This is a genomic window from Rhodococcus sp. GXMU-t2271 (assembly GCF_041414735.1).
Taxonomy (GTDB): Bacteria; Actinomycetota; Actinomycetes; order Mycobacteriales; family Mycobacteriaceae; genus Rhodococcus; species Rhodococcus indonesiensis.
In genome coordinates this window covers 50,332-76,577 of record NZ_JAUIZP010000001.1, presented here as the reverse complement: position 1 = coordinate 76,577, position 26,246 = coordinate 50,332, and the positions used below count along the sequence as shown (strand labels likewise).

General features: G+C 68.1%; 21 protein-coding genes. 12 read left to right on the top strand and 9 right to left on the bottom strand.

Annotation, left to right across the window (positions count from 1 at the left end):
• Positions 1 to 85: 85 nt before the first annotated feature.
• Positions 86 to 382, bottom strand: a complete 297-nt coding sequence (locus QYS60_RS00335) for a hypothetical protein (RefSeq protein ID WP_289381564.1) — start codon at positions 380 to 382, stop codon at positions 86 to 88.
• Positions 383 to 441: 59 nt separating this feature from the next.
• Positions 442 to 1,737, bottom strand: a complete 1,296-nt coding sequence (locus QYS60_RS00330) for an amidase (RefSeq protein ID WP_371382087.1) — start codon at positions 1,735 to 1,737, stop codon at positions 442 to 444.
• Positions 1,738 to 1,902: 165 nt separating this feature from the next.
• Here QYS60_RS00330 and QYS60_RS00325 point away from each other — a divergent pair, with 165 nt between their 5' ends.
• The gene (locus QYS60_RS00325; RefSeq protein ID WP_289379327.1) at positions 1,903 to 3,333 is read left to right on the top strand and encodes an MFS transporter; all 1,431 of its coding nucleotides are present in this window, start codon (positions 1,903 to 1,905) and stop codon (positions 3,331 to 3,333) included.
• A gap of 58 nt (positions 3,334 to 3,391) precedes the next feature.
• Positions 3,392 to 4,579 carry a flavin reductase family protein gene (locus QYS60_RS00320; protein ID WP_289379326.1) on the top strand — a complete coding sequence of 396 codons (1,188 nt, stop codon included), beginning with the start codon at positions 3,392 to 3,394 and terminating at the stop codon, positions 4,577 to 4,579.
• Positions 4,580 to 4,623: 44 nt separating this feature from the next.
• On the opposite strand, the gene QYS60_RS00315 is transcribed toward QYS60_RS00320, so the two are convergent.
• The 3 genes from QYS60_RS00315 to QYS60_RS00305 form a co-directional block, all read right to left on the bottom strand.
• Positions 4,624 to 5,112, bottom strand: coding sequence for a hypothetical protein (locus tag QYS60_RS00315; protein WP_289379325.1), 489 nt, complete (start codon positions 5,110 to 5,112; stop codon positions 4,624 to 4,626).
• Positions 5,109 to 7,577: a molybdopterin oxidoreductase family protein gene (locus QYS60_RS00310; RefSeq protein ID WP_371382086.1), complete on the bottom strand. Its 2,469-nt coding sequence runs from the start codon at positions 7,575 to 7,577 to the stop codon at positions 5,109 to 5,111. The genes QYS60_RS00315 and QYS60_RS00310 overlap by 4 nt, the downstream gene beginning before the upstream one ends.
• 97 nt (positions 7,578 to 7,674) lie before the next feature.
• Positions 7,675 to 7,902 (bottom strand): hypothetical protein, encoded by a 228-nt coding sequence (locus tag QYS60_RS00305; protein ID WP_371382085.1) that lies wholly within the window; start codon positions 7,900 to 7,902, stop codon positions 7,675 to 7,677.
• 211 nt (positions 7,903 to 8,113) lie between these two features.
• Here QYS60_RS00305 and QYS60_RS00300 point away from each other — a divergent pair, with 211 nt between their 5' ends.
• Positions 8,114 to 8,629, top strand: a complete 516-nt coding sequence (locus tag QYS60_RS00300; RefSeq protein WP_289379330.1) for a MarR family winged helix-turn-helix transcriptional regulator — start codon at positions 8,114 to 8,116, stop codon at positions 8,627 to 8,629.
• 38 nt (positions 8,630 to 8,667) lie between these two features.
• Here QYS60_RS00300 and QYS60_RS00295 read toward each other — a convergent pair whose 3' ends face one another.
• Positions 8,668 to 9,699 (bottom strand): SDR family oxidoreductase, encoded by a 1,032-nt coding sequence (locus QYS60_RS00295; RefSeq protein WP_371382084.1) that lies wholly within the window; start codon positions 9,697 to 9,699, stop codon positions 8,668 to 8,670.
• Between the two features lie 34 nt (positions 9,700 to 9,733).
• Positions 9,734 to 11,515, bottom strand: coding sequence for a glycoside hydrolase family 15 protein (locus tag QYS60_RS00290; RefSeq protein WP_371382083.1), 1,782 nt, complete (start codon positions 11,513 to 11,515; stop codon positions 9,734 to 9,736).
• A gap of 331 nt (positions 11,516 to 11,846) precedes the next feature.
• Here QYS60_RS00290 and QYS60_RS00285 point away from each other — a divergent pair, with 331 nt between their 5' ends.
• The 7 genes from QYS60_RS00285 to QYS60_RS00255 all read left to right on the top strand — a co-directional run bounded on the left by QYS60_RS00285 (position 11,847) and on the right by QYS60_RS00255 (position 22,367).
• The gene (locus QYS60_RS00285; protein ID WP_289379321.1) at positions 11,847 to 13,640 is read left to right on the top strand and encodes a thiamine pyrophosphate-requiring protein; all 1,794 of its coding nucleotides are present in this window, start codon (positions 11,847 to 11,849) and stop codon (positions 13,638 to 13,640) included.
• Between the two features lie 28 nt (positions 13,641 to 13,668).
• Positions 13,669 to 14,769 carry an enolase C-terminal domain-like protein gene (locus QYS60_RS00280; RefSeq protein WP_289379320.1) on the top strand — a complete coding sequence of 367 codons (1,101 nt, stop codon included), beginning with the start codon at positions 13,669 to 13,671 and terminating at the stop codon, positions 14,767 to 14,769.
• A gap of 115 nt (positions 14,770 to 14,884) precedes the next feature.
• Complete coding sequence (locus tag QYS60_RS00275) at positions 14,885 to 17,791, top strand: FAD-binding and (Fe-S)-binding domain-containing protein (RefSeq protein ID WP_371382185.1); 2,907 nt, start codon at positions 14,885 to 14,887, stop codon at positions 17,789 to 17,791.
• On the top strand, positions 17,788 to 18,273 hold the full coding sequence (locus tag QYS60_RS00270; protein WP_289379319.1) for an SRPBCC family protein: 486 nt from the start codon (positions 17,788 to 17,790) through the stop codon (positions 18,271 to 18,273). The genes QYS60_RS00275 and QYS60_RS00270 overlap by 4 nt, the downstream gene beginning before the upstream one ends.
• A 10-nt stretch (positions 18,274 to 18,283) precedes the next feature.
• The gene (ctaD, locus tag QYS60_RS00265) at positions 18,284 to 20,092 is read left to right on the top strand and encodes a cytochrome c oxidase subunit I (protein ID WP_289379318.1); all 1,809 of its coding nucleotides are present in this window, start codon (positions 18,284 to 18,286) and stop codon (positions 20,090 to 20,092) included.
• A 2-nt stretch (positions 20,093 to 20,094) separates the two neighbouring features.
• The gene (locus QYS60_RS00260) at positions 20,095 to 21,681 is read left to right on the top strand and encodes a phytoene desaturase family protein (RefSeq protein WP_371382082.1); all 1,587 of its coding nucleotides are present in this window, start codon (positions 20,095 to 20,097) and stop codon (positions 21,679 to 21,681) included.
• A gap of 419 nt (positions 21,682 to 22,100) precedes the next feature.
• Positions 22,101 to 22,367 (top strand): hypothetical protein, encoded by a 267-nt coding sequence (locus tag QYS60_RS00255; RefSeq protein ID WP_328517609.1) that lies wholly within the window; start codon positions 22,101 to 22,103, stop codon positions 22,365 to 22,367.
• A 91-nt stretch (positions 22,368 to 22,458) separates the two neighbouring features.
• Here QYS60_RS00255 and QYS60_RS00250 read toward each other — a convergent pair whose 3' ends face one another.
• Positions 22,459 to 22,902: a response regulator gene (locus tag QYS60_RS00250; protein ID WP_289379316.1), complete on the bottom strand. Its 444-nt coding sequence runs from the start codon at positions 22,900 to 22,902 to the stop codon at positions 22,459 to 22,461.
• A 146-nt stretch (positions 22,903 to 23,048) separates the two neighbouring features.
• Here QYS60_RS00250 and QYS60_RS00245 point away from each other — a divergent pair, with 146 nt between their 5' ends.
• Positions 23,049 to 23,423: a DUF1330 domain-containing protein gene (locus QYS60_RS00245; protein ID WP_289379315.1), complete on the top strand. Its 375-nt coding sequence runs from the start codon at positions 23,049 to 23,051 to the stop codon at positions 23,421 to 23,423.
• Between the two features lie 9 nt (positions 23,424 to 23,432).
• Here the strand turns inward: QYS60_RS00245 and QYS60_RS00240 are convergent, their stop codons facing one another.
• The gene (locus tag QYS60_RS00240; protein ID WP_371382081.1) at positions 23,433 to 24,524 is read right to left on the bottom strand and encodes a hypothetical protein; all 1,092 of its coding nucleotides are present in this window, start codon (positions 24,522 to 24,524) and stop codon (positions 23,433 to 23,435) included.
• Positions 24,525 to 24,823: 299 nt separating this feature from the next.
• Between QYS60_RS00240 and QYS60_RS00235 the strand changes: the two genes are divergently transcribed.
• Positions 24,824 to 26,044: a glycosyltransferase gene (locus QYS60_RS00235; protein ID WP_289379313.1), complete on the top strand. Its 1,221-nt coding sequence runs from the start codon at positions 24,824 to 24,826 to the stop codon at positions 26,042 to 26,044.
• Positions 26,045 to 26,246: the final 202 nt, after the last annotated feature.

The window sequence follows — 26,246 nt, the reverse complement described above, 5'->3', positions numbered from 1 at the left end:
TCGTCACCACCTCCGAATTCGGGAGCCAGGGCTTGTCCCCGGCTCCCGACATTGTCCCCGCCCCGACCGGGCGGGAACGACCGGCTCACGCAACGTCCGCCGGAGCGTCGTCCCAGCAGGCGTCGGCGGTCCAGTAGTCCATTCCCGCGGCGCTCACCCGGTGCTGCCACTCCGTGGTCCGGCGCAGGAGTGGTTCCTCCCTGCGGACCGACTCGTCGGCCGCCTCCGGGCCGTCGGCCTCCACTGTCCAGTGCACCCAGTTGACCTCACGGCCGTACTCGTCGTGGACGAACAGATCGACGTGGTGCCAACCGCGGTCGAAGGTGTCCTCGTAGCAGGTGAGGAACATCCTGTGATGGTGGGTCGGGCGGGGTTCGAGCATGACCGGTCCTTTCTACCGAGCGGAGCAAGCGGATTTCACGAGCCGAGCGAGCTCGCAGCTCAGGCGGCGATTTCCGGCAGTTCGCGAAGGAGCACTTCGAGCTTCTCGCCCACGTCGAGCAGCCGGTCCTCGTGTCCCGGTAGCCCGACGATCTGAAGACCCAGTGGCAGTCCCGAGGACGTGCGGGCGCCCGGCACGACCACGACCGGCAATCCGAGCAGCTGCCACGGTCGGCTGAGTATCGGGGACCCGGTTGCGGACAGTCCGGAGGGGGCCGGTCCCAGCGCTGCCGGTCCGACGATGATCGGAGCGGAGACGAGAATCGCGTCCAGCAGTTCCCGGGAGCGGTCCCGACGGGTCAGGGCCGCGGCATACTCGGTTCCGGCGATCCTGCGACCGTTCTCCAGCAGATCCCGGATCGGCGCGCTCAGTGCACCCGCGTGTTCGTCGAATTCGTGGGCCCGAGCCCGCGCGGCTTCGTACGACATGACGGTGACGTGGTCCTCGGACAAGGTCTGGACATGATCGTCCCAGTCGAGAGGTTCGGCCTTCACCCCGATCTCCTCCAACAGGGCGGGCACATGTGCCAGCAACGCAGACATGGGGGGTTCCACGGGGTGGAGGGCACCGGCGTTCCAGACCAGGCCCCGAGTCACCGGCTCCGACGCCGGAACCTCCGAACGCCCGTGACCGAATACGTTGTGCACGAAGCGAAGATCGGCTACGGACCGCGTGAGCAGACCCAGGGAGTCCAGTGACTCGCTCAGACCGGTGATGCCGGACATGTCCGTGGTGCCGTGCGCGAGAACCATGCCGGCGGCCCCGCAGTACGAGGCCGGCCGGGTCAGCGAGCCGGCCGTCTGGGTGCCGAGCGCCAGGGGCACGGTCCCTGCTGCGACGGCCGCAGCAGAGCCACTGGAGGACCCGCCGGGGGTGTGGTCGAGGGCGTGCGGGTTGCGGGTGGGGCCGGGAGTGAAGTAGCCGAACTCCGTCGTCACGGTCTTGCCCTGGACGATCGCACCGAGGGAACGCAGACGACTCACGCAGGCAGCATCGGTGCCGACCGCATTCGGAGAGGTCACCGTGGAACCGGCGCGCGTCGGCATCCCGGCGACGTCGATGAGGTCCTTGACCCCGACGGACAACCCGGCCAACGGTGCCGAGCCGAGGCCCCGGTCGACGGCACGGGCCTGTTCCGCAGTCGTCGACGACAGGCACACCCAGGCACCGAGTTCCGGTTCCCGCAGTTCGATCGCTCGTCTGACCTGTGTGGCGAGGTCCTCGGCGGTCACCGATCCGGTTCGGACAGCCCCGACCTGCTCACCCAGGGACAGGTCCGACGCGCGCGTGCTCATAGTCCTCCTCCGGTCTCGACTCCTTCATTCTGGGTGAACACGGCGGGAGCCGACAGTAAAGGTTTCCCTCCTACCGCAGTAGGGACGCGTGGAAATAGCTTCTGAACCACTGTCGACTCGCCGACGGATCGAGCATCCGCGGCTCGCTAGGAAAGGTGGCTGCTCATGGCTTCGACCGTGGCGCCCGATGTCTCCGCCTCCCCGAAATCCGGGGAGAAGAGGATCGACTTCCACAGGATGAACCGCAAGGCGTGGATAGTGACGGCTCTGCTCGTCCTCTTCCAGATCGTGGCCTTCGCCGACAAGGCCGTGCTCGGCCTGGTGGCCTCCGAGGCCATGCCCGATCTCGGAATCTCCGCCGTGGAGTTCGGATTCATCGGCAGCGCGTTCTTCTTCCTCTACGCAGTGGTCTCCGTGATCACAGGCTTCCTGGCTGCCAGATTCTCGGTCAAGTGGATCATCCTGACGATGGGCGTCGTCTGGGCGGTCATGCAGTTCCCGATGCTCCTCGGTGGCGGTGCCGCGGTGCTGTTGGTGACCCGCATCGTCCTCGGCGGCGCCGAAGGCCCGGCTACGGCGATGTCCCTGACCTCGGCCCATTCGTGGTTCGAGCCGCGTCGTCGCGCACTGCCGTCCAATCTGGTTGCCGCCGGCTCGACGCTGGGGCCGGTCATCGCCGCGCCTGCCCTCGCCTGGGTCATCGTCGCCTGGGGTTGGCGCTGGGCCTTCGGCGTCCTCGGCATCGTCGGATTCGTGTGGGTCGTCGCCTGGCTCCTGATCGCCGCCGACGGACCGTTCGCCGGGCACGGCAAGCACAATCCGGCGGACAACCGTACCGGCGACCGGAAGCCGGCGCAGGGCAGCGGGGAGGTCGCCACGGCCGAGGTGGACGAGCAGAAGCCGGTCGTCGTATGGCGCGCCCTGCTCAGCATGACCTTCCTCGCCGCGGTGATCGGAGGGGCCTCCAACTTCTGGGTCCAGGGTTTCGTCACGACCTGGTTGCCTCAGTACCTCGGCACCGTGGTCGGCCTGTCACTTCCTCAGGTCGGCACAGTCACCACCATTCCCTGGATCCTCGGTGCCGCCGTGCTGCTGCTGCTCGGTTTCCTCGGCCACCGGTTGATGAAGCACGGCCACAACGCGCATCGCGCGATCGCTGTCCCGTTCGGTATCGCAGCCCTGGTGGCCGGAACCTGCTTCATCCTGGTCCAGACGACCTCCGGTGTGCCGGCCGTCGCCCTGCTGTGCCTCGCAGCCGGCTGCAGCCTCGCGTACCCGATGACCGCCTCCGCGATCGCCTACGCGGTCGGTGCCAAGCAGCGGCCGATCCTCATGGCCACGCTGGGCGGCGTGGCCTCGATCGGTGCCATCGTCTCCCCGACGCTCGTGGGCTGGCTGATGGCCCGCGCCGGTTACGTGTCGCCCGCTGCCGGCAGCAAGCTGACTCCCGAGATGGCGACGAACATGGCGACCGGTGTGCACCAGGCATTCACCATCACCGGCATCATCCTTCTCGTGGGCGGCGTGCTCTGCATCCTGTTCCTCCGGCCCGAGAGCCTCGGACGGAAACTGCAGTCCGAGTACGTCAAGCATTGAACCCGGCATCTCGGATGCATGCCGGAACCATCCCGTCCCCGAGATCAGGAGGACCGCAATGACTGATATCGCGACCCCGGTCGACCGAGGGCTCTTCCGGGAGGTGATGGGGCACTACCCGACCGGTGTGGCCGTCGTGACCGGCCGCGCGGACGACGGTGAACTGCTGGCCCTGGTGGTCGGGACCTTCGGGTCGGTGTCTCTCGATCCGCCCCTCGTCTCGTTCATGCCGATGAAGACGTCGAAGACGTTCGCCAAGCTGCGGGAGTGCGCGTCGCTGTGCATCAACATCGTCGGCGGTGAGCAGGAGGAACTGGTCTCCGCCCTCGCCCGCCGCTGGGAGAACAAGTTCGACGGAATCGACTGGTTCCCGTCCCCGTCGGGGGATCCGGTGCTGGCGGACTCGGTGGCCTGGATCGACACCCGCATCACCGACACGGTGGAGGCAGGGGACCACTGGATCGTCCTGTGCGCCGTGGCGGACATGGCCGTCACCAACCCGGTGGCCCCGCTGATCTTCTTCCAGGGCGGTTACGGGAGCTTCGTCGGAACCTCGTTGCTGGCTCGGCTGGAGCACCGGCTGCTGTCGGAGATCCAGGAGGCGGACTGCGCCCGGACGGCCGTCGAGGACCTCGCGCACGACATCGGCTGCGAGGTCACGGTCTACACCGCGGTGGGTCGGGACGAGATGGCAACGGTACTCTCGGCGTCGGCTCCCGGAATCGATCCGGAGAACGGCCTGGCGCAGCGAGTTCCGATAGTGCCCCCGATCGGTGACTCGCTCGTGTTCGATCTCCCGCCGGAAGATCAGGAGCGGTGGCTCGCCAAGGCCCGCAGCGTCGAGGAGCCCGGGAGGCAGCTCTACCGGGACCGTCTCGACTTCGTCCGCGCACACGGGTTCCTGCTGTCGTTCCTTCCTCGGGAAGGCGGAGCCGCATACGAAGGGATGCGCGACGCCACCCACCGTTATGCAAACGGGAGACTGACCCCGGCCCAGGAGCGGAACATCCGGGAGCGCGTGGTCGAATCGGCGGTCGACTACACCTTGCGCGACCTCGAGGAAGAGGAAACCTACGACATCGGTTCCGTCGTACTGCCGGTTCGCGACCGAGCGGGCGGCTACACGCGCACGCTGCGTTTGGGGCAGCTCCCCCGCCGGGTTTCCGGGACGCGGGTACGCGAGTGGATCGCCCGGGCCCAGGAGATTGTCGACATCCTCGAACGCGGGGCCGGTTCCGACCGGTAACCTGTTCCCGCAGAACGGTAGTCGTTTCCGAAGACGAGCACCGGTCAGCCCGTGACCATGATCTGCGCGGCGCTCTCCTTGAGTTTCGCATTGGCCCAGCGCAGTTGGCGCAGCGTCTGCGGGTGGCAGCGTTCGGCCGTGGCGAGCAGTTCCCGGTCCTGCATGGCCTGCGCGGTCTGGGCCAGTATCTCCCAGTCCAGGGAGACCCCGGCTGCCATCCGGTGGATCTCACGCAGGTCGTGCAGGAGCAGCAGGCCGGGCTCGTGGTGCCGGCCGAGCAGTTCGCTGCCCTTTTGCCGCAGCCGGGCCAGGATGGTGTGATCGTCCTCCGGCTCGGTGTCGAGGTCGAGACCGTAGTCACGTCCGACCCGGGCGAGCTCGCGCACGTGCTGCTGGGACCAGCGCGCGAGATCGCGCCCGAGGTAGAAGATCTCGTGGTCGACCTTCTGCCGATCCGAAATCTCCAGCAACTTGCCGGCCAGGTCGTTCTCAGCTCGGTGCAGCTCCTCGATCGCCATGCCCACCTTGTTCACGATGCGCCTCCGCTCGTGTCGACGACGGTCTCGGTCACGGTGGCCGCAGGTCCGCCCTCGGTGTCCGGTATGCCGGCGCCCACCGGACGCGACGCGGTGGTCGTCGGTGCGGCGGACGGCGTGCCGTCACCGGCCAGGAGACGCTCGGCCCGGGCGGCTCCGGTCTTGAACAGTGGCTGTTTCGACGCCGGATCCCAGTCGGTGACGGTCAGTTCGTTGGCGGCCCGGCCCTCGGCGCCGCCCGGCTCGTGCCCGCCCGGGGTGTCCCAGTAACCGTAGTGGAACGGCAGGAACAGCACCCCGGGGCGGATGCCGCTGATCCGCAGCCGTGCCTCCACCCGGCCGCGCGGGGTGGTGATGCGCAGCAGGTCGCCCTCCCCCCAGCCGTGCCGCTGGGCGTCGGAGGCGGACATCTCCACCCACACCTCGGGGGCGGCGTTCTGCAGCTGCGGCGCCCGCCCGGTCTTGGTGCGGGTGTGGAAGTGGTACAGCGTCCGCCCGGTGGTGAGCAGGTACGGGAACTCCTCGGAGACCACCTCGTGCGGGGGCAGGTACTCCCCTGCCTTGATCACCGCCTTGCCGAGGGGGTTCATCGCCTTGTACTCGGTCGGTTCGAGCGGGGCGCCGGTGACCATGTCGCGGCCGTAGCTCTCGCAGTAGTCCGGTGCGCTCCAGAACTTCCCGTCCTCGTAGAGGCGTTCGGTGCCGTCGGGGTGTTCGTCGTTGCAGGGCCATTGGATGCCGCTGCCGCCGCGGAGCTTGTCGTACGAGAGACCGGTGTAATCGCACGGCCGTCCCGCAGTGCACTGCTTCCAGCCCTCGAACGCCTCCTCCGGCGTCGACCACTTGACCAGGGGCTGCCCGTCCTTGTCCTGCAGTCCCAGCCGGCGGGCGTAGTCGATGAAGATGTCGAGGTCGGCGCGGGCCTGCCCGGGCGGGTCGACGGCCTTCTCCGACAGGTGCACGGTGCGGTCGACGTTGGTGAACGTGCCGGTCTTCTCCCCCCACGTGGCGGCCGGCAGCACGACGTCCGCGAGTTGCGCGGTCTCGGAGAGGAAGATGTCCTGCACGACGAGGAAGAGCCGTTCCTGGGTGAGGATTTCGCGGATTCGGCCGAGTTCCGGCAACGACACCGCCGGGTTGGTGCCGTTGACGTACAGGAACCGGATCGAACCGTCCTCGACGTACCGCATCATCTGCATCAGGTGGGTGGGCGCGGTGTAGTGCGGGATCCGCATCGGATCGATGTTCCACACCCGTCCGAGTTCGGCGATGTGCTCGTCGTTCGCCCAGTTCCGGAACGCGGGCAGGTCGCCGTCGGCCCCGCACTCGCGGGTGTTCTGCGCGGTGGGCTGACCGTTCATCTGCAGCACCCCGCATCCCGGCTTGCCGAGCATGCCACGGATCAGGTGCACGTTGTTCACCTGGACGGCGGCGGCGGTGGCCTGATGCGACTGGTAGAAGCCCTGTAGCACGGTGGACAGCAGCCGTTCGGCGGTGCCCAGGAGCCGGGCGGCCGCCTGCAGGTCGGCGAGCGGGACGTCGCACACCTGCGCGACCTTCTCCGCCGGGTAGTCCTCGAGTTGCTTCTCCAGTTCGGCGAAGCCGACGGTGTGGGCGTCGATGTAGTCGCGGTCGACCCAGCCGTGGTGCACGATCTCGTGCAGCAACCCGTTCATCAGCATCACGTTGGTGCCGGGCCGGGGTGCGAGGTGCACGGTGGCCGCGCGTGCCACCGGCGTCTCCCGCGGGTCGACGCAGACGATCGCCGGAGGGTTCGGGCCGGCGAGCCGGTCGAGCACCCGGGTCCACAGCACACTCTGGGTCTCCGCCATGTTGTGGCCGTAGAGCGCGATCACGTCGGCGTGGTCGATGTCGGTGTACGAACCCGGTTGGCCGTCGCACGCGAAGGACTCCTTCAGCGCCGCAGCCGCCGTCGCCGTGCACAGCCGGGTGTTGCCGTCCATGTGGTTGGTGCCGATGCCGCCGTGTCCGATCAGCGCCAGCGTGTAGTACTCCTCGAGGAACAGCTGCCCGGTGGTGTAGAAGCCGATCGAACTGGGTCCGCGCTCCTGCAACAGTTCCTTCGTCCGCCCGGCGACGGCGTCCATCGCCGTGTCCCAGTCCGTTTCCACGAGCGCGCCGTCGCGCCGGATCAGCGGCGTGGTCAGCCGGTCCGGCGAATGGTTGGCCTGCCAGCCGAACAGATCCTTCGGACCGAGGCGGCCGTGGTTGACCCGGTCCACCGCCCGGCCACGGACGCCGACCATGCGCCCGTCCTTGACGGCGATGTCCAACCCGTCGCCGTTCGAGTGCAGGATCGTCGCCGACTGCACCCACGCCTCGACGTCGTCCTCGTCCACCCCCTCGGCGAGGTACATGTCGACCCTGGTCGGCCACGCCTCACCGGGGCCGTAGGGGGTGCGGGCGCCCCACGGGTCCCGGATCCGGTCCACAGCAGTCATGGCAACGGCGGTACCCGAAAAGGGAGCAATCAAACACCTCCGCTACCTTCGCGTCGGACCGGCGCGACTGGCGTGCGGGACAACTTGGTCTGTGCAGTCACGGGCTCGGGTGCGGTAGTGGCTTCAGGCCGTCGCGGCCGCTGATGAACCCGTTGCTCCCAGCCTGGCGGGAGAAGGTCTTGTCGCGCAGCACCTCGGAGACCGCCTCGGCCAGTGCGCCGGGGTCGACGGTGGGCGGGCAGTACCGGTGCGCGACGAGACACCGGGTCCCTGCGGGCAGCGGTTTCGGCCATCCGGCGCAGAGTGCGGCTTTCCCGCTTGTCATGAGGTCGGGCCATGCCTCGGCGAACCAGTTCGCGCACGACCGAAGAGCGAACACGCGGGAGCGTGAGGCACCAACTTGCCGGTCACGCCGTCGACGACGGTCCGAGCATCCCGCCGACGCGTTGAACCTGCCCGGGACGAACCGTAGCGACATTATGACTGCAGGGACGCAATTGTTGCCGGCACACATGATGCCGGGGCAGGATGGCGACATGGACCCGACGGCTCGCCCCTCGTCACAAAATCGCCGCGGTAGAAAGAAGTTCGACACTCAGGTCGACGCGGTGATGTGGGCGTCGCGCGCTCTGGTCGGGATCGCGGCGACGTCGGTGGCAGAGGTCGAGGATCGGGTGAGCATCCCGCAGTTGCGCATCCTCGTATTGGTCGGCACTCGGGGACCGCTCAATCTCGCTGCCGTGGCGGAGGAATTGGAGGTCAACCCTTCCAATGCCAGCCGAGCGGTCGACCGATTGATCAAGCTGGGATTGTTGGATCGCCGCGATTCTCCGTCCGATCGCCGCAATCTCGCGCTGACGTTGACGCCCGAGGGGACAGAGCTGGTTCGGACGGTGACCGAGCACCGTCGCAGTGCCATCGCCGCCGTGCTCCGGCGGTTGAGTGCGCAGGAGCGGGACAAACTAACGTCTGCGTTCGATGCCTTCGCGACCGCTGCCGGAGAACCCACCCACGGGGATGCGCTGACCTTGCTATGGCCGCTCGCACCCTGACGGTTGGAGCGAATTCGGAAGACCGACTTCGGCAGCGGTCACCGTGAGGACTCGACTCGACGGCCGACCAGCGCCGCAGCGCCGACCACGCCTACCGCGCCCAGCGCTGTGGCGATCAGTCCGTGATGCCTGGACAGCCACGCTTGTGCACTCGAGGTCTTGGCGCAGTCGTCGAACGCGCCGTGCGCGGTGAAGTCTTCGCCGTCCGGTCCGTCCGCGGGATGCCAGAGATTGACCGGCTGATCCGGATCGCGGGGTCGGTCTGTTTGCTGGGATTCGAGTCCCGTCCGGGCCAGATACCGATCGAGAAGACCAGGAGCGATGGCGTTGGCTGCGAGGGTGGCGGCGGTGCTGCCGCCTACCCAGTATTCACGACGGTGCGGATGGTCCGCCGCGTGCAGGACCGCTCGAGCGGCTACTTCCGGCTGGTAGATCGGAGGTACCGGTTGGGCCTGGCGAGGAAGTCTCGATAAGACCCAGGAGAACTGCGGGGTGTTGACCGCGGGCATCTGCACCATCGTCACGTGCACGTTGCTCTTCTCGTGCAGGAGTTCGCACCGCAGTGCTTCGTGGAAGCCCTGAATGGCGTGCTTGGATCCGCAGTAGGCGCTCTGCAGCGGAATCCCTCGGTAGGCGAGCGCAGAGCCGACCTGGACGATGGTCCCGCGGTCACGTGGCATCATCCTGCTCAGCGCGGCCATCGTTCCGTAGACGAAACCCAGGTAGTTCACTTCCGTCACTCGTTTGAACTCGGCCGCGGAGATATCGGTGAAGGGCGCGAACACCGAGGTGAACGCCACGTTGACCCACACATCGATTCGGCCGAACTGTTCCTCGGCCGCAGCTGCGGCGGCCTCCACCGCGTCGGGGTCGGCGACATCGGTGGGCACGGTCAGTGCCTGTCCGCCTGCGGCTTCGACTTCCCGAGCGGCCGCTGCCAATCCGAGTTCACCTCGTGCCAGCAAGACCACCTTGGCTTGGCGGTGTCCGAAGGAACGGGCCACTGCACGTCCTATTCCGGCGCTGGCGCCGGTGACCACGACGACTTGACCTGTAGGAGAGGTAGTCATGGGAACGGTCCTTTCCGTCACCGACCGGCTGTCCTCATCCTCGGGATCTCCAAGGACGCGCCAGTCGTTGAGCCGATTCGAGTAACAGTGCGTGGACGAAGGCCTGGGGGAGGTTGCCTCGCAGTTGCCGCTCGATGACATCGAATTCTTCTGTGAACAGCGCGGGCGAGCCGCATGCGGCGCGGTTGCGTTCGAACCAGCGCACCGCCTCGAACGAGTTGCCCTGTTGATGGTCGGCTAATGCCATGACGAACCCGCAGAGCAAGAAGGCCCCTTCCGCCTCCGCGAGAGGACGGTCGTCGTGGCGGAAGCGGTACACATAGCCGTCGCGGCCGAGTTCCGTGCGGACAGCGTCGAGTGTGTGCCGGCCCGTCGGATGGTCCGGTGGCAGGGCTCCTCGGATGGTGGGAAGAAGCAGTGCTGCGTCGACCCGTTCGTCATCGGGAGCGCGTTGCCATCTTCCGGAGTGATGGACGCATTCGGTCACAGCGGACCTGGTCAACGTGTCGGCGAGGCTGCTCCAATGATCGCGCTGGATGCGGGGGGCGACCGCGGCAACGGCCCGCAGCCCGGCTGCACATGTCAATGTCGAATGTGTCCAGCGACGGGTGTGCAATTCCCAGATTCCGGCGTCGGGCTCTGTCCATCGCGACTCGATGGCCGCCACGGCAGCCTCCACGGCACGCCAGTGCTGTTGTTCCAAGCGGTCGCGGCGGGATGCGGCGGCGAAAAGCAACAGCGCTTCTCCGAACGTGTCGAGCTGGAATTGCTGGTTCACCCAGTTGCCGACGACGACTTTGCCCCCCGGGTATCCCGGTAGCGGCGGAGTGCTCTGAGAAGGGACCGGACCTCCGCCGACGGTGTATGCCGGCTTCAGTTGGGGGCCGTCGGCGAGAAGGCGGTCGCTGACAAAGTTGATCGCGGCGTCGAGAAGAGGATGTGGGCCGTAGACCGCCGTCGCGTGACCGGCATAGCACTGGTCACGGATCCAGCAGTAACGGTAATCGTAATTGCGACCCTGAGCGGCTCGTTCGGGCAAGGCGGTCGTCGCGGCGGCCACCATGCCACCGCTGCCGCTGGTCAGGCCCGTCAGAACGGCGGTCGCGTGGCGTGCATCCCGGTCGGCGAGTGTGCCGTGGATCGGTGCTGTCGCAGCCGCCCATGCCTGCTCCGTGCGGCGCCACACGGCTTCAGCAGAGGGCGTCGCCGTGGCGAACGGGCGATCGGAGATCTCGAGCAGCAAATCATGGGTGCGGCCCGAGCGCAGTCCCAGCCGCATCTCGAAACCAGTGGCGCTCGAAGTGGCCGTGCCGGCACCCTGCCACCTCAGATGCAACGAACCGGCCCGCGCATGCCACACGCCGTCGCGGAGCGTCGGACACTCCATACCCCGGCCTTCGTAACCCACCCGGACTCGCAGTGCCACCCGCAGTCGGGCGTCGCCCTCGACGGCGACCAGGCGGCGAAGGATCACTACCGTGTGCGGATCTGCGGGCATGGCGAGAGCCTCGCGGCATTCGACGATGCCGTTGTCCACCCATCGACTGCGCCAGATCAGGGTGCCGTCCTCGTAGTAGCCACCCCATACGAACCGGGAGGTATCCGGAGCGACGACGTACGTCCCGGTTCCGCCGAGCAGAGTCGAGAACACCGGCTCGGAATGCCACAGCGGGGCGCACATCCATGCGAAATCCCCGCGCGGACCGATCAAAGCCCCTCGCTCACCATCGGCAACGAAGGAGTACTCCCGTAGCACGTGCGGGGCGACATCTGCATCCGCTGCGACATCTGCGTCGTACCGAGGAATTGGAACCATGGACTCCGCTTCGATTCGTGAACTCGTGGGGACGGCCGACAAGAGTTGCGCGGCGTATCACACCGTCCCTATCTTGCTACTCGCAATGGTTGTTCTTCCGCAACCTTTGTCTAGCGGTTGCCGGACTCGTGCCCGAGGACAATCATGGTCCCTAGAGGGATCAGCCACCCCGATGCGGGACTCCGAACGAACAACCCCGCGATCCCCAACCGACCACGACCACGGTGGACGGCGCAGCAGACGCACGTCTCGTGTCACCCGGATCATTTCGAACCGGGCTCGCCCACCGTCGTTCGAAATGCACACAGTGTCACCCGACAAGGAGGCACCGATGGCCAGCGCAAAGGTAGCCGACTATCTACTCGAGCGACTCCGCTCCTGGGGCATCGAGCACGTGTTCGCCTACGCCGGTGACGGCATCAACGGAATGCTCGCCGCCTGGGGTAGAGCCGGCAACAGCCCGCAGTTCGTGCAGTCCCGGCACGAGGAGATGAGCGCCTTCGAAGCGGTCGGTTATGCGAAATTCACCGGCCGCCTCGGGGTCTGCATGGCGACGTCGGGTCCGGGCGCGATCCACCTGCTCAACGGTCTGTACGACGCCAAGCTCGACCACGTGCCCGTGGTGGCGATCGTCGGGCAGACGAACCGCACCGCGATGGGCGGGTCCTACCAGCAGGAGGTGGACCTGCTGAGCCTGTACAAGGACGTCGCGAGCGACTACGTGCAGATGGTCACCGTGCCCGAGCAGCTCCCCAATGTGCTCGACCGGGCGATCCGGGTCGCACTTACCCAACGCGCCCCCACGGCACTGATCGTGCCCGCGGACGTGCAGGAACTCGAGTACTCGCCGCCGACACACGAGTTCAAGATGGTCCCGTCGAGTCTGGGTGTGGACTGGCCCACCGTTGCGCCGGACGACGAGGCGATCGGCCGCGCCGCCGAGATCCTCAACGCCGGCGAGAAGGTGGCCCTGCTGGTGGGCAACGGGGCCCGCGGCGCCCACGAGGAGATCGAGCAGGTCGCCGACCTGCTCGGCGCCGGGGCAGCCAAGGCGTTGCTGGGCAAGGACGTGCTCTCCGACGAACTACCGTGGGTGACCGGCTCCATCGGCCTGCTGGGCACCCGGCCCAGCTACGAGATGATGCGCGAGTGCGACACTCTGCTGACGATCGGCTCGAGTTTCCCGTACACCCAATTCCTGCCCGAGTACGGCCAGGCCCGCGGGGTTCAGATCGACATCGACGGCCGGCTCGTCGGCATGCGCTACCCGAACGAGGTCAATCTGATCGCGGATGCGCGTACCGCGCTCCGAGCGCTGATTCCGAACCTGAGGCGGAAGGAGACCCGCGCCTGGCGGGAGAAGATCGAGTCCGATGTCGCGCGGTGGTGGGAAACCATGGAGATGGAGGCCGCCGTGCCGGCCGATCCCGTCAATCCGCTCAAGTTGTTCGCCGAGCTCTCCCCGCGGCTGCCCGACGACGCGATCGTCACCGCGGATTCGGGTTCGTCAGCCAACTGGTACGCCCGGCAGTTGCGTTTCCGCGGCCGGATGCGCGGGTCGTTGTCGGGCACGCTGGCGACGATGGGGCCGGGGGTGCCGTACGGCATCGGTGCCAAGTTCGGCCACCCCGACCGGCCGGTGATCGTCTTCGCCGGTGACGGTGCGATGCAGATGAACGGGATGGCCGAGCTGATCACGATCAAGCGCTACTGGGAGAGCTGGCGCGATCCCCGGTTGATCGTCGCGGTGCTGCACAACAACGACCTCAACCAGGTCACCTGGGAGATGCGGGCGATGTCCGGTGCACCGAAATTCGTCGAATCCCAAACTCTTCCGGATGTGGACTACGCGGCCTTCGCATCGAGTCTGGGTATGCAGGCGATCACCGTCACCGACCCGGACGACGTGGGCGGAGCCTGGGAGACTGCATTGTCCGCGGATCGACCCACCGTTCTCGACGTGCACACCGATCCGAACATGCCGCCCATCCCGCCGCACGCCACCTGGGAACAGTTCAAGTCGGCCACGGCCGCGGTGCTCGGCGGGGACGAGGATCGCTGGGACTTCGTCAAGGAAGGCATCCGGACCAAAGCCCAGGAATTCATGCCCCACAAGAACGGTTGACCGGGCACCCCGGAATGCGCGGCCTCCCATGAACGAACCGGTCCTGACGGCCCTGACCGCCGAGGCGTACACGATCCCCACCGACGCCCCCGAGGCGGACGGCACCCTCGCCTGGAACAGCACCACCCTGGTCCTCGCGCGCGCCCACGCCGCGGACCGCACCGGGGTGGGCTGGACGTACGGCCCCGCCATGTGCGCCTCCGTCGTCACCGACCTGCTCGCTCCCGTCGTCGTGGGGCGTCGCGCGACGGACGTGCCCGGTGTCCACGAAACCATGGTCCGTGCGCTGCGCAACGCGGGGCGTCCCGGCATCGCCGGTTGCGCCTTGTCCGCGGTCGACGTCGCGCTGTGGGATTTGAAGGCGCGGTTGCTGTCGTTGCCGCTGCACCGGTTGCTCGGCGCGGTGCGCGACGCCGTCCCCGTATACGGCAGTGGTGGATTCACCACCTACGACCGTGCACGGCTCGAACGGCAACTGTCGGACTGGACGGGCCGCGGCATCCCCCGGGTCAAGATCAAGATCGCCGAGAGCTGGGGCAGTCGGCCCGACCGCGACCTCGAGCGCATCCGGGAGGCCCGGGCGGTGGTGGGCGCCGGCACGGAACTGTTCGTCGACGCCAACGGCGGCTACGGACGCAAGCAGGCCGTCCGCATGATGGACGAGGCCGCCGAGTACGACATCCGCTGGTTCGAGGAGCCGGTGTCGTCCGACGATCTCGACGGCCTGCGGCAGGTGCGCGACGCGGTCCGCCCCGATGTCGCCGCCGGCGAATACGGCTACGACCTCCCCTATTTCCGGCGCATGTGTGCGGCGGGTGCCGTCGACTGCCTCCAGGCCGACGTTTCCCGCTGCGGCGGGATCACCGAATGGCTGCGGGTGGCGGCGGTCGCGGCGGCGCACGGCCTCGAGGTCTCGGGGCACTGCGCGCCGCATCTGCACGCGCACGTCGCCGCCGCCACCGTGAACCTGCGGCATCTCGAGTGGTTCCACGACCACGTACGCATCGAATCGACGTGCTTCGACGGCACTCTCGACCCGGCCGGCGGTGCCCTGCACCCGGACGACGGCGCCGTCGGCCACGGATTGACACCCCGCACCGCGGACCTCGATCGCTATCGGGTCCGGTGACGGGCCGGAACACGGAAAGGCGGCCACGGTGGTGACGAACACGACCGGGACGAAGACAGCAGGAACGAACGCGGCGGATGCGAGCACCGCGGGGACACACGGCACGGCTGGCGCCCTGCTGTTCGACGCACTCGCCGCAGCGCTGCGCACGCGGGTCGACGGCGAAGTCCGGTTCGACGCCGGATCGCGGGCGACGTATTCGACCGATGCGTCCAACTACCGGCAGGTCCCGATCGGTGTGGTGGTGCCCCGAACACCCGAAGCCGCGGTCGAGACGGTTGACGTCTGCCGCGAGTTCGACGTGCCGGTGTTGTCCCGCGGTGGAGGCACGAGCCTGGCCGGGCAGTGCTGCAACGTCGCGGTCGTGCTGGACTGGAGCAAGTACTGCACCCGGGTGCTCGAGGTGGACGACGAGGCCGGCACAGCGCTGGTGGAGCCGGGCGTCAAGCTCGACGACCTCAACGATGCACTGGCGCCGTCCGGCTGGATGGTCGGTCCCAAACCGTCCACGCACGTCAGCTGCACGATCGGCGGCATGATCGGCAACAACTCCTGCGGGTCGAGCGCCCAGGCGTACGGCAAGACGGTCGACTCGGTCCGCCGCCTCGAGGTGCTCACCTACGACGGGGCGCGAATGTGGGTGCAGGCCACCGAGGACGACGAGTACGACCGCATCGTGCACGAGGGAGGGCGTCGCGGCGAGATCTACCACGGTCTGCGTGCGCTGCGGGACCGTTACGCCGACGAGATCCGCGAACGGTACCCCGACATCCCGCGGAGGGTTTCCGGGTACAACCTCGATTCGCTGTTGCCGGAGAAGAACTTCGACGTCGCCCAGCTCCTCGTCGGCAGCGAGAGCACACTGGTGACGGTGCTGCGTGCCGAACTGACGCTGGTGCGCCGGCCGGCCGCCTCTGCGCTCGTGCTCCTCGGCTTCGACGACATCACCGCCGCCGCCGACGCGGTGCCGCTCGTCGTGCAGCACGACCCGGCCGCGCTCGAGGGCATCGACCACCGGCTGGCCCAGCTCGAGCACAGCCGCCACCTCGCCGAGAACGCCCTGCGGCAGTTGCCGGAGGGCGCGGCCTGGTTGATGGTGCAGATCAACGGCGACAGCCGCGCCGAGGCCGACGGCAGGGCGGAGAAGATGATCGACGACGTCTGCCGCCGCACCGGCGCCCACGCGGCCGTCTTCGACGATGCCACCCACAAGAAGCAGATGTGGGCCGCCCGAGAGGCCGGCCTCGGCGCCACTGCCTACCCTCGCAACGAACCGGAAACCCACGAGGGGTGGGAGGACGCGGCGGTCCCCCCGGACCGGCTCGGAGACTACCTGCGTGACTTCCGGGCCCTGCTCGACCGTTACGGGTACGGAACCGCCTCGCTGTACGGGCATTTCGGGCAGGGTTGTGTGCACACCCGCATCCCGTTCGACCTGCGCACCGCGGACGGGATCGCGAAGTATCGTGCCTTCGCCGAGGACAGCGCCCACCTGGTCGTCGACTACGGGGGCTCGCTGTCCGGGGAGCACGGCGACGGGCAGTCCCGCGCCGAGCTGCTGCCGATCATGTTCGGCGAGCGCCTGGTCACCGCGTTCGGTGAGCTGAAGGTCCTGTTCGATCCGCGCAACCGGATGAACCCGGGCAAGATCGTCCACCCGTTCCGGCTGGACGAGAATCTGCGCCAGGGCGTGACCTATCGCCCGCTGGAGCCGGACACCCACTTCGCCTACCCGGCGGACGGCCATCGGTTCAGTCATGCGGCGGCGCGGTGTGTGGGGGTGGGCAAGTGCCGCGGCCACGAGTCCGGCGTCATGTGCCCGAGCTACCGCGCCACCGGCGAGGAGGAACACTCCACCCGCGGGCGGTCCCGGTTGCTGTTCGAGATGTTGCAGGGCGATGTGATCACCGACGGCTGGCGCTCGACCGCGGTGCGCGACGCCCTGGATCTGTGTCTGGCCTGCAAGGGCTGCCGCAGCGACTGCCCGGTCGACGTGGACATGGCCACCTACAAGGCCGAATTCCTGGCGCATCACTACGAGCACCGGCTTCGCCCGCTCGCCCACTACTCGATGGGCTGGATCCCGCTGTGGGCGCGCCTGGCCGCCATCGCCCCCGGACTCGTCAACACCCTCACCCACGCCCCGGGTCTGTCGAGCGCTCTCAAGGCCGCCGGTGGCATCGATCGCCGCCGGCCCGTGCCGCGGTTCGCCCGGCAGCGCTTCCGGGACGAGTTCACCCGCCGCACCCCGGCACAGCCGGGCGGCGAGCGCGGCACCGTCGTGCTGTGGCCGGACACGTTCACCGACAACTTCGACCCGCAGATCGCCCGCGACGCCGTAACAGTCCTCGAGGCCGCCGGCTTCGACGTCCGGATACCGGACCGCACCGCGTGCTGCGGGCTGACGTGGATCTCCACCGGCCAGCTCACCACGGCGAAACGCGTGCTGCGGCGCACCCTGAAGGTCTTGGGCCCGGACTTGCGCGCCGGTACCCCGGTCGTCGTGCTCGAACCGAGTTGCGCGGCGGTGTTCCGCGCCGACCTGCCCCAATTGCTCTACGGCGACGAGGACGCCCGGCGTCTCACCCGGCAGACCGTCACCCTCGGCGAACTGCTGCGCGAGAAGGCCCCGCACTGGCACCCCCCGCACCTGAATGCCGAGGCATTGCTCCAGCCGCACTGCCACCAGCACGCGGTCTTGAAATATGCCGCCGACCACGACGCCCTCGCGGGTGCCGGAATCGAGGTCGACATCCTCGACGCCGGATGCTGCGGCCTGGCAGGCAATTTCGGGTTCGAACGCGGACACTACGACGTGTCCGTCGCGTGCGCCGAAGACAAACTGCTGCCCGCGGTCCGCGCCGCCGACCCCGGCGCACTGATCGTCGCCGACGGATTCAGCTGCCGCACCCAACTGCGCGACCTCGAGCCCGGCAGCGCCCCCCTGCACACCGCCCAGGTCCTCGCCGCGGCGGTACACGGCACAGAACCGAACACAGGAAGAGGTAACCGACTGCCATGAGTACCATCACCGAATCCGTCGACGTGGCCGTACCGGTGTCCGTGGCCTACAACCAGTGGACCCAGTTCGAGAGTTTCCCTGAATTCATGGAAGGCGTCGAATCCGTCCAGCAGCTCGACGACACCCACCTGCTGTGGATCATCACGATCGGTCTCACCGCCCGCAATTTCCACGCCACCATCACCGAACAGCACCCGGACCAGCGCATCGCCTGGAAATCGGACGGCTTGGTCCGCCACGCCGGTGTCGTCACCTTCCACCGCATCGACGACACCCACTGCCGGGTCACCGCCCAGATGGACATCGACCCCGGCACCGTCACCGAGACCGTCGCGGACAAGACCGGGATCATCCGCCGCCGCGTCGCAGGCGACATGCAGCGCTTCAAAGACCTCGTCGAAACCCGCGGCTCCGCGACGGGTGCCTGGCGCGGCAACATCGACCCTCCGGACCGGCACTCGGCCTCGCCGCCGAACTCGTGAAGGCACCTCCATGACCCGAACCACGACCCGACCCGCCACTGCGCATCGTCCCTACCCGGCGCGCTTCCGGCGCAAAGGTGCGACGATCGTCGCGGCCGTCACCACCACCGATCCGAAGATGCTGGGTGTGTTCTACCTGAGCACCGCGTTCACCTTCTTTCTGCTCGGCGGGCTGATGGCGCTGCTCGTCCGGGGCGAGCTCGCCGTGCCGGGACTGCAGTTCCTGTCCAACGAACAGTACAATCAGCTGTTCACCATGCACGGCACGATCATGCTGCTGCTCTACGCGACCCCGATCGTGTTCGGATTCGCGAACTACATCCTGCCCCTGCAGATCGGCGCCCCCGATGTCGCGTTCCCACGCCTCAACGCCTTCAGCTACTGGGCCTACCTCTTCGGCGGGATCATCACGGTCGCGGGATTCGTCACCCCCGGCGGCGCGGCCGATTTCGGATGGACCGCCTACGCCCCGCTCAACGCCCTCGCCCACTCCCCCGGTATCGGAGCGGATCTGTGGATCATGGGTCTGGCACTGTCCGGGCTCGGCACGATCCTCGGCGCGGTCAACATGATCACGACCGTGGTGTGTCTGCGCGCGCCGGGTATGACCATGTTCCGGATGCCGATCTTCACCTGGAACATCCTCCTCACCAGCCTGCTGGTGCTGCTGGCCTTTCCGATCCTGACCGCCGCGCTCATGGGCCTGGCCGCCGATCGCCACCTGGGCGCTCACCTCTATGATCCGGCCTCCGGGGGCGCCATCCTGTGGCAGCACCTGTTCTGGTTCTTCGGACACCCCGAGGTGTACATCGTCGCGCTGCCGTTCTTCGGGATCGTCACCGAAATCCTGCCGGTCTTCTCCCGCAAGCCGGTGTTCGGTTACAAGGGACTGGTCTTCGCCACCATCTCCATCGCCGCGCTGTCGATGGCGGTATGGGCCCACCACATGTTCGCTACCGGGGCCGTACTGCTGCCGTTCTTCTCGTTCACCTCGTTCCTCATCGCGATCCCGACAGGGGTGAAGTTCTTCAACTGGATCGGCACCATGTGGAAGGGACAACTGTCCTTCGAGACGCCGATGCTGTTCTCGGTCGGATTCGTCGTCACCTTCCTGTTCGGTGGCCTCTCCGGCGTGATCCTCGCCAGTCCGTCACTCGACTTTCAGGTCCACGACACCTATTTCGTCGTAGCACACTTCCACTACGTGCTCTTCGGCACCATCGTGTTCGCCACCTACGCAGGCATCTACTTCTGGTTCCCGAAGATGACCGGGCGCATGCTCGACGAGCGGCTCGGCACATGGCACTTCTGGCTGACCTTCGCCGGTTTCCACACCACCTTCCTGGTGCAGCACTGGCTCGGCGCCGAAGGCATGCCGCGGCGCTACGCGGACTACCTGCCCTCCGACGGCTTCACCACGCTCAACACGATATCGACAATCGGTGCGTTCATGCTCGGCGCCTCGACGCTTCCATTCCTGTGGAACGTCTTCCGCAGCTACCGGTACGGGGTGCCGGTCACGGTCGACGATCCGTGGGGCTACGGCAACTCGCTCGAGTGGGCGACCACCTGCCCGCCGCCGCGGCACAACTTCTACGAGCTGCCGCGTATCCGCTCCGAGCGGCCCGCGTTCGAGCTGCACTACCCGCACATGGTCGACCGCATCCGCGCCGAAGCCCACGTGCACCCGTTTGGGGCCGGGCGTGGCACTCGCGTCGCCGAGGACACCGCACACCGCGGGGATCACTCGGCGACGTCCGGCGCGGAGCACCGCCCCGTCCCCCCGTCGTCCCGGCGCTCCGACGAGGAAAGGAGTTAGAGGTGCGGCGATTCGACGCGGTCGTGATCGGCGCCGGACCCAACGGGCTCGTCGCCGCCAATCTGCTGGCCGATGCGGGATGGAGCGTGCTCGTCCTCGAAACCGCCGACGAACCCGGTGGATCGGTGCGCAGTGCCGAACTCACCGCACCCGGCTTCCGGACCGACCTGTGCAGCGCCTTCTATCCCCTCGGTGCCGCCTCTCCAGTGATCGCCGGCCTCGAACTCGACCGGTACGGGCTGCGCTGGCGGCACGCCCCCGACGTGCTGGCACACATCCTGCCCGACGACGAAGTAGCGGTGCTGTCCCGAGATGTCGACCGCACGGCGGCCTCGGTAGGCCGGTTCGCACCGGCCGATGCGCAGGCCTGGCACGGCGAGGTCGAGCTGTGGCACCGCATCGGCGACGACCTGCTCGCGGCCCTTCTGCGGCCCTTTCCGCCGATCCGGTCGACCACGGCGCTCGTGCGCACCCTCGGGACCGCGCAGACGCTCCGGCTCGTGCGGCGGTTCCTGCTGCCGGTCCGCCGGTTCGGCCACGAGACCTTCCAGGGTCGGGGTGCGCGAATCCTGTTCGCCGGCAGCGCCGTCCACAGCGAGCTCGGCCCCGACGACGCGGGCGGCGCCATGTTCGGATGGCTGCTGACCATGCTGGGGCAGACCGTCGGGTTCCCGGTGCCCGAGGGCGGGGCCGGCCGCATCACCGATGCGCTGGTGCGCCGGCTCACCGCGTACGGCGGCACGGTGGAATGCGGCCGTGCGGTGACCGCCGTCGTCGTCCACGACGGCCGCGGAACCGGCGTGCGCGACGTGCACGGTGAGGAAATCGCGGCGACGCGCGCCGTGCTCGCCGACGTGGACGCCCCGGCGCTGTATCACCGGCTCCTCGGGGAGGAGCACCTGCCGGCCCGTCTGGTCGACGACCTGCGGCGCTTCCAGTGGGACGCCGGCACCGTCAAGATCGACTGGGCACTGTCGGGACCGATCCCCTGGTCGAATCCCGCGGCAGCCGGTGCCGGAACGATTCATCTCGGTGCCGACATGAACGGCCTCGCGACGTACCACACCCAGGTACGCAACGGGGTCCTGCCGGACCGGCCGTTCCTGCTCATGGGGCAGATGACGACCGCCGACCCGAACCGCTCCCCGCAGGGCACCGAAGCGGTGTGGGCGTACACCCACGTGCCCCGCGACATCGACTGGACGAAGGACCGGCTGGAGCGTTTCGCCGAACGGATCGAGGCCACCGTCGAGCGGCACGCCCCGGGATTCGCCGGCCGGATCGTGGCCCGGGCGATCCAGAGCCCCGAGGATCTCCAGCACCACAATCCGAGCCTTGTCGGCGGGGCGATCAATCAGGGCACCGCAGCGATCCATCAGGAGCTGATCTTCCGTCCCACCCCAGGTCTGGGCCGCGCCGATACCCCGGTCGACCGTCTGTTCCTGGCCAGCGCCTCAGCTCACCCTGGTGGGGCGGTGCACGGCGCCCCGGGGGCCAACGCCGCCCGTGCCGCGCTCGCCCGCGATGGCGCATTCGGCGGGGTGTACCGCACGGTGATGCAGTCGGCGCAGCGGGTGCTATTCCGATGAGCGTGATCCGATGTTCGACATCGACGTCGCGGTGGAGTTGACGGTCATCGCACGGAGGCTCCGCACCGAGCGCGAGAGCTGGCAGAGGGACACGACGGGCGTCGGTGCGTCCGCATGCTGGGTATCGCCGGCCTCGGTAACGAGGGGAATTGCCTGATGAAGAAACTACCCTCACTGCCGTGTTCGCTGCACCGTGCAGCGCCACAGCGGCCGGGTTCCAGGCCTGTCCGCATACATCCTGCATTCGCAGGCCGACATGCCGAAAACCAACAGGAGCGGAGACGTCGAGAAGAGCGAACTGCCCTCCACCCTGCAGCGCTCCGACGAGAAGTCCAGCGCACGTTCGCCAAGACATACGACTCGGCCGCCGAGGAGTAACGACGACGAATCACGCACCGCCCCGCATCGCCTGGAGCGCGGTGAAACACACCCATGAAAAGGTCTGTGACCACTGGGAGCCGAAAGGTCGCAAAGGCACTTCCGACTTGCGGGCCGAGAGCGCAGGCGGCCACGATTCGGGAGCGGCCGAGGGCGGTGTGGATGCCGATGCCACCAAGAAGCATCTCTACCAGCAGGCCCGGAAACTGGGTATCGACGGCAGATCCATTATGTCCGAGGACGAACTCGTCGAGGCCTTGTGCACAGCCAAAGACAGGGAGACCAGGAAGAGCCGGGAGAACCGGTAAACGCAGGCGGAGACACCGATGGATCGTCGCCGACCGCACAGAGGTGTCGACGTCGTCCTCGTCTGCGTCGTATCGGGACAGATTCCGGGCCTCAGCTGCCACGCGGCAGGCGCACGATGTGGAGGAAGAAGTTGTCGATCCGGCGTATCACCTCCGCGAACTGCGGGAAGTCGACCGGTTTGGTGATGTAGGCGTTGGCGTGCAGCCGATAGCTGCGCAGCAGGTCTTCCTCGGCGGCGGAGGCGGTGAGCACCACCACCGGGATGTGCCGCAGTTCGGGGTCCGCCTTGATCCGTGCGAGGACCTCCCGGCCGTCGTACCGGGGCAGATTCAGGTCGAGGAGGATCAGATCGGGCCGCGGCGCGTCGGGATAGGGGTCGCGCCGGAAGAGAAAGCTCAATGCCTGCTCACCGTCGCGTACGACGTGCAAGGTGTTGGCGAATTTGTGCTCGTCCAGGGCTTCTCGGGTCATCAACTCGTCCCCGGCGTCGTCCTCGACCAGCAGGACGACGATGGGTTCGGCAGGCTGGGTCATGTGGTGGGCTCCTGGACCAGGGGGTGCATGAAACGTTCTCCGACCGTATGCGGTGCGGCAACTGCTGTACTCCGGCCGCCGCGACCGGCCGACATGCCGGGAAGCGAAGACCACGGCGTGTCCGGTGTGGTGCCAGACTCCGGAACATGGCTGTCGATCCACGCGGTGCCGACCTGAAGCGCTTTCTCACCGAGGACCCGGGCGGGCCGGTGGTGATGCTGAATCTGCTGCGGTTCGGCGCAGGTGGTCGCGAACTCTATGCCCGCTACGCCGACGCCCTCCACGAGACGTTCCTGCCGCGCTACGGCGGCGAGGTGCTCTACGCGGGCGACGGGTCGACCGCTCTCGTCGCGGAGAACGGGCAGGACTGGGACGCGGTCCTGTTGGTGCGCTACCCGTCGCGGCGTGCCTTCTCCGAAATGGTCGCCGACCCCGAATACCAGCGGGTCACGGCGTGGCGCACCGACGCGCTGCAGGAAGCCGTCCTGCAGGCGACGGTGCCCTGGCCGACGCAAACCTGACACCTGCGGTCAGTAGCGCAGCAGTGCGCCGATGCCGTCCGCGGGGGTGAGGCGCTCGTCCATCCGGAGCACGGTGGCGCCGGTGGCCACGGCCGCGAACGGCAGAGCTTCGTCGGCGCGGCAGACGCGTTCGCTCCCCGAACCCATCTCGGACAGCGCTCCTGCGTCGGCAGCCACGAGCGACGGATCGTCGCCCACCAGCACCGTGGTGTCGTCGAGATCTCCCAGGATCAGCGTGTCGACCCGTCGTTCGCGCAGCGCCGCCGTCACCTCGGACGAACCCTCGACCGCCAGGCCGGTTCCGGCGCCGACCCGATAGCGTTCGGCCGCGTCGTCCATTTCGACCAGGCGGCGTTGCGCGAGTTCCTCCTGGATGGACTGGCGGACCCGTTCGCGGTCGGAACCTTCGGCGCGAGAGCCGGTCTGCACCTGCACCAGAACATCGCCGGTGCGCTGAGGCACGGTCTCCGCCAGATCCGTGCGGGAGCGGACCTCGCCGATCACGAACACCGGGTCGGCGTGGTGCTCGTCGACCAACTCGGTGATGCGGTCGGCGACGGCAGCGATGTTGCGGCGCCGCTGCTCCTCGACGTTGGGTTCGGGATCCCCGTAACCGGGTGACTGGGCGCCGGCAGCCTTGTGGATCGGGTAGCCCTCTCCGGTGACCGTCTCCTCGTGGAGTACGCCGCCGTGCCGGTCGTAGACGGTCAGGTCGCCGCCCGCGTGGTCGACAGCGGCCACGAGGTAGGGCCGGCCGCTCGTGCCGTGTTCCACCAGCGGAAGCAGGTACGGCATGTCGGACACTCGCACCTCGGTGCGCAGCGGCGGGCGCACGAGCCGCTCGTGCACGAGGACCCCTTCCGGGTTTGCCACGATCGCACGGCCGCCGCTGCCGACCGCCGTCGGTGCTTCGGTCACCGCGCGCTCGACGTTGTCGAGCACGGCCTGCGGAGTCCCGAGTCGTTCGAGTTGCTCCGAGATGGAACGCCAGGTCAGTTCGGCAACCTTTGCAGCATCCTCTGTCGCATGCGAATCCTCGTAGTACACCGAGGCGAACGGGCCGGTCGCGGTGGTGAAGTCTGCGAATCGATCGGCGTGCACAGCTGCTCCTTCGTCGGTGGCCTTTCGAGTCGTGTGCCCGCGACCGACAGGAGTAAACGTGCCCGCAACGATCCGACGGTAATTCGCTCCACGCGGTTTACCTGCCGCAGAATCGGCAACCCTGCACCTGTGGCGTCCTCGGTGAACGTGCTGTCGTGGCACGTTCACGGTTTCTCGATGCCCCCGCACGTTCGGAGTCCGCACCGGTCACGGGTTCGCGGGTCGCATTCGCTGTCAGGTGGCGCGACGAGGCTGTCGGGCGACGCGACGAGCACGACGATCCGCAGAAGGGGAGGGCCATGAAGATCGCGATGGTGTCCGAGCACGCAAGCCCCTTCACGGCCCCGGGCGAGGTCGACGCCGACGGCCGGAAGGTGCACGTCGCCGAACTCTCGGCGGCGCTGGTGCGGGCGGGACACGACGTGACCGTCTACACCCGTCGCGACGACCCCGACTTTCCCGAGCGAGTTCGGACCGACGTCGGATACGAAGTGGTCCACGTCCCCGCCGGTCCGCCGGCTCCGCTGCCGGCGGACGAACTCCTCCCGCGGATGGGCGAGTTCGGCACCTTCCTCGAACGGGAATGGACGAGGGATCGCCCCGACATCGCCCACGCCCATTGCTGGATGCCGGGGATCGCGACCCAGCTCGCCGCCCGCACCGTCACGGTGCCCACGGTGCAGACCTTCCACACCCTGGGCGTGGTGGAGAGCCGGCACCGGGGCGGTGCGGAGACCTGGTCGCCGAACCGGATCCGTCTCGAGCGGCTCCTGGCGCGCGGCGCGAGCCGGGTCGCCGCCACCTGCACGGACGAGGTGTTCGAGCTCGCCGCGCTGGGCCTGCCCCGCACCCGCACGTCCGTCGTGCCCTGCGGGGTGGACCTCGCACAATTCGCGCCCACGGGACCCCAGGCTCCGGCGCGTGGGCCGGGGCGCCGCATCGTCGCTGTCGGACCGCTCGTGCCGCGTATGGGCTTCGACGTGGCGATCCGGGCTCTGGCCCTGCTCCCCGACACGGAACTGGTGATCGCCGGCGGACCGGCGGACGACGGCACCCCCGACGAGACCGCACGCCTGCGCGCCGTCGCCGGGCACCACGGCGTGCTCGACCGGGTGCAAATGACCGGACACGTGTCCCGGACGGACATGCCGGCCCTGCTGCGGTCGGCGGACGTCGTCGTATGCACGCCCTGGTACGAACCGCTCGGCCTCGTGCCGCTCGCTGCCATGGCGTGCGGCCGGCCGGTGGTCGCCACCGCGGTCGGTGGCCTGCTCGACACGGTCGTCGACGGGGTGACGGGCACGCTGGTGCCACCGCACGCGACCGACGCCGTCGCGGCAGCGGTACACACCCTGCTCACCGACCACGTCCAGCGCACCGCCTTCGGTCTCGCCGGCCACGACCGGGCGAGTACCCGCTACTCGTGGGACCGTTCCGCTGCCGACGCCGTGCGCACCTACGAGAGATGCGTCCCGGCGGATCCGCAGTCGGTGCGGTCCGTCCGCTCCGGAGCGCGCTGAAGCGTTCGGGCACGACGGGGATTCCCGGGTCTTCGCAGAATTTTCGCGGATTCGGCCTACAGGTACGCCGCCGAGACGTTACTGTTGCGAACGAGGTTGAGAAGCAGCCGCATTTCGTTACGTAGGCGACTGCTGCTCTCCTGCCCAGCCAGGCGTTGCTCCAGCAGTCGGAAGTGTCGACGGAGGAACAGCAACGGCCCAT

Coding starts and splice junctions, on each gene's coding strand:
- QYS60_RS00335 (WP_289381564.1), bottom strand. CDS start 382: ATGCTCGAACCCCGCCCGACCCACCATCACAGGATGTTCCTCACCTGC.
- QYS60_RS00330 (WP_371382087.1), bottom strand. CDS start 1,737: ATGAGCACGCGCGCGTCGGACCTGTCCCTGGGTGAGCAGGTCGGGGCT.
- QYS60_RS00325 (WP_289379327.1), top strand. CDS start 1,903: ATGGCTTCGACCGTGGCGCCCGATGTCTCCGCCTCCCCGAAATCCGGG.
- QYS60_RS00320 (WP_289379326.1), top strand. CDS start 3,392: ATGACTGATATCGCGACCCCGGTCGACCGAGGGCTCTTCCGGGAGGTG.
- QYS60_RS00310 (WP_371382086.1), bottom strand. CDS start 7,577: ATGACTGCTGTGGACCGGATCCGGGACCCGTGGGGCGCCCGCACCCCC.
- QYS60_RS00305 (WP_371382085.1), bottom strand. CDS start 7,902: ATGACAAGCGGGAAAGCCGCACTCTGCGCCGGATGGCCGAAACCGCTG.
- QYS60_RS00300 (WP_289379330.1), top strand. CDS start 8,114: ATGGACCCGACGGCTCGCCCCTCGTCACAAAATCGCCGCGGTAGAAAG.
- QYS60_RS00295 (WP_371382084.1), bottom strand. CDS start 9,699: ATGACTACCTCTCCTACAGGTCAAGTCGTCGTGGTCACCGGCGCCAGC.
- QYS60_RS00290 (WP_371382083.1), bottom strand. CDS start 11,515: ATGGTTCCAATTCCTCGGTACGACGCAGATGTCGCAGCGGATGCAGAT.
- QYS60_RS00285 (WP_289379321.1), top strand. CDS start 11,847: ATGGCCAGCGCAAAGGTAGCCGACTATCTACTCGAGCGACTCCGCTCC.
- QYS60_RS00280 (WP_289379320.1), top strand. CDS start 13,669: ATGAACGAACCGGTCCTGACGGCCCTGACCGCCGAGGCGTACACGATC.
- QYS60_RS00270 (WP_289379319.1), top strand. CDS start 17,788: ATGAGTACCATCACCGAATCCGTCGACGTGGCCGTACCGGTGTCCGTG.
- ctaD (WP_289379318.1), top strand. CDS start 18,284: ATGACCCGAACCACGACCCGACCCGCCACTGCGCATCGTCCCTACCCG.
- QYS60_RS00250 (WP_289379316.1), bottom strand. CDS start 22,902: ATGACCCAGCCTGCCGAACCCATCGTCGTCCTGCTGGTCGAGGACGAC.
- QYS60_RS00245 (WP_289379315.1), top strand. CDS start 23,049: ATGGCTGTCGATCCACGCGGTGCCGACCTGAAGCGCTTTCTCACCGAG.
- QYS60_RS00235 (WP_289379313.1), top strand. CDS start 24,824: ATGAAGATCGCGATGGTGTCCGAGCACGCAAGCCCCTTCACGGCCCCG.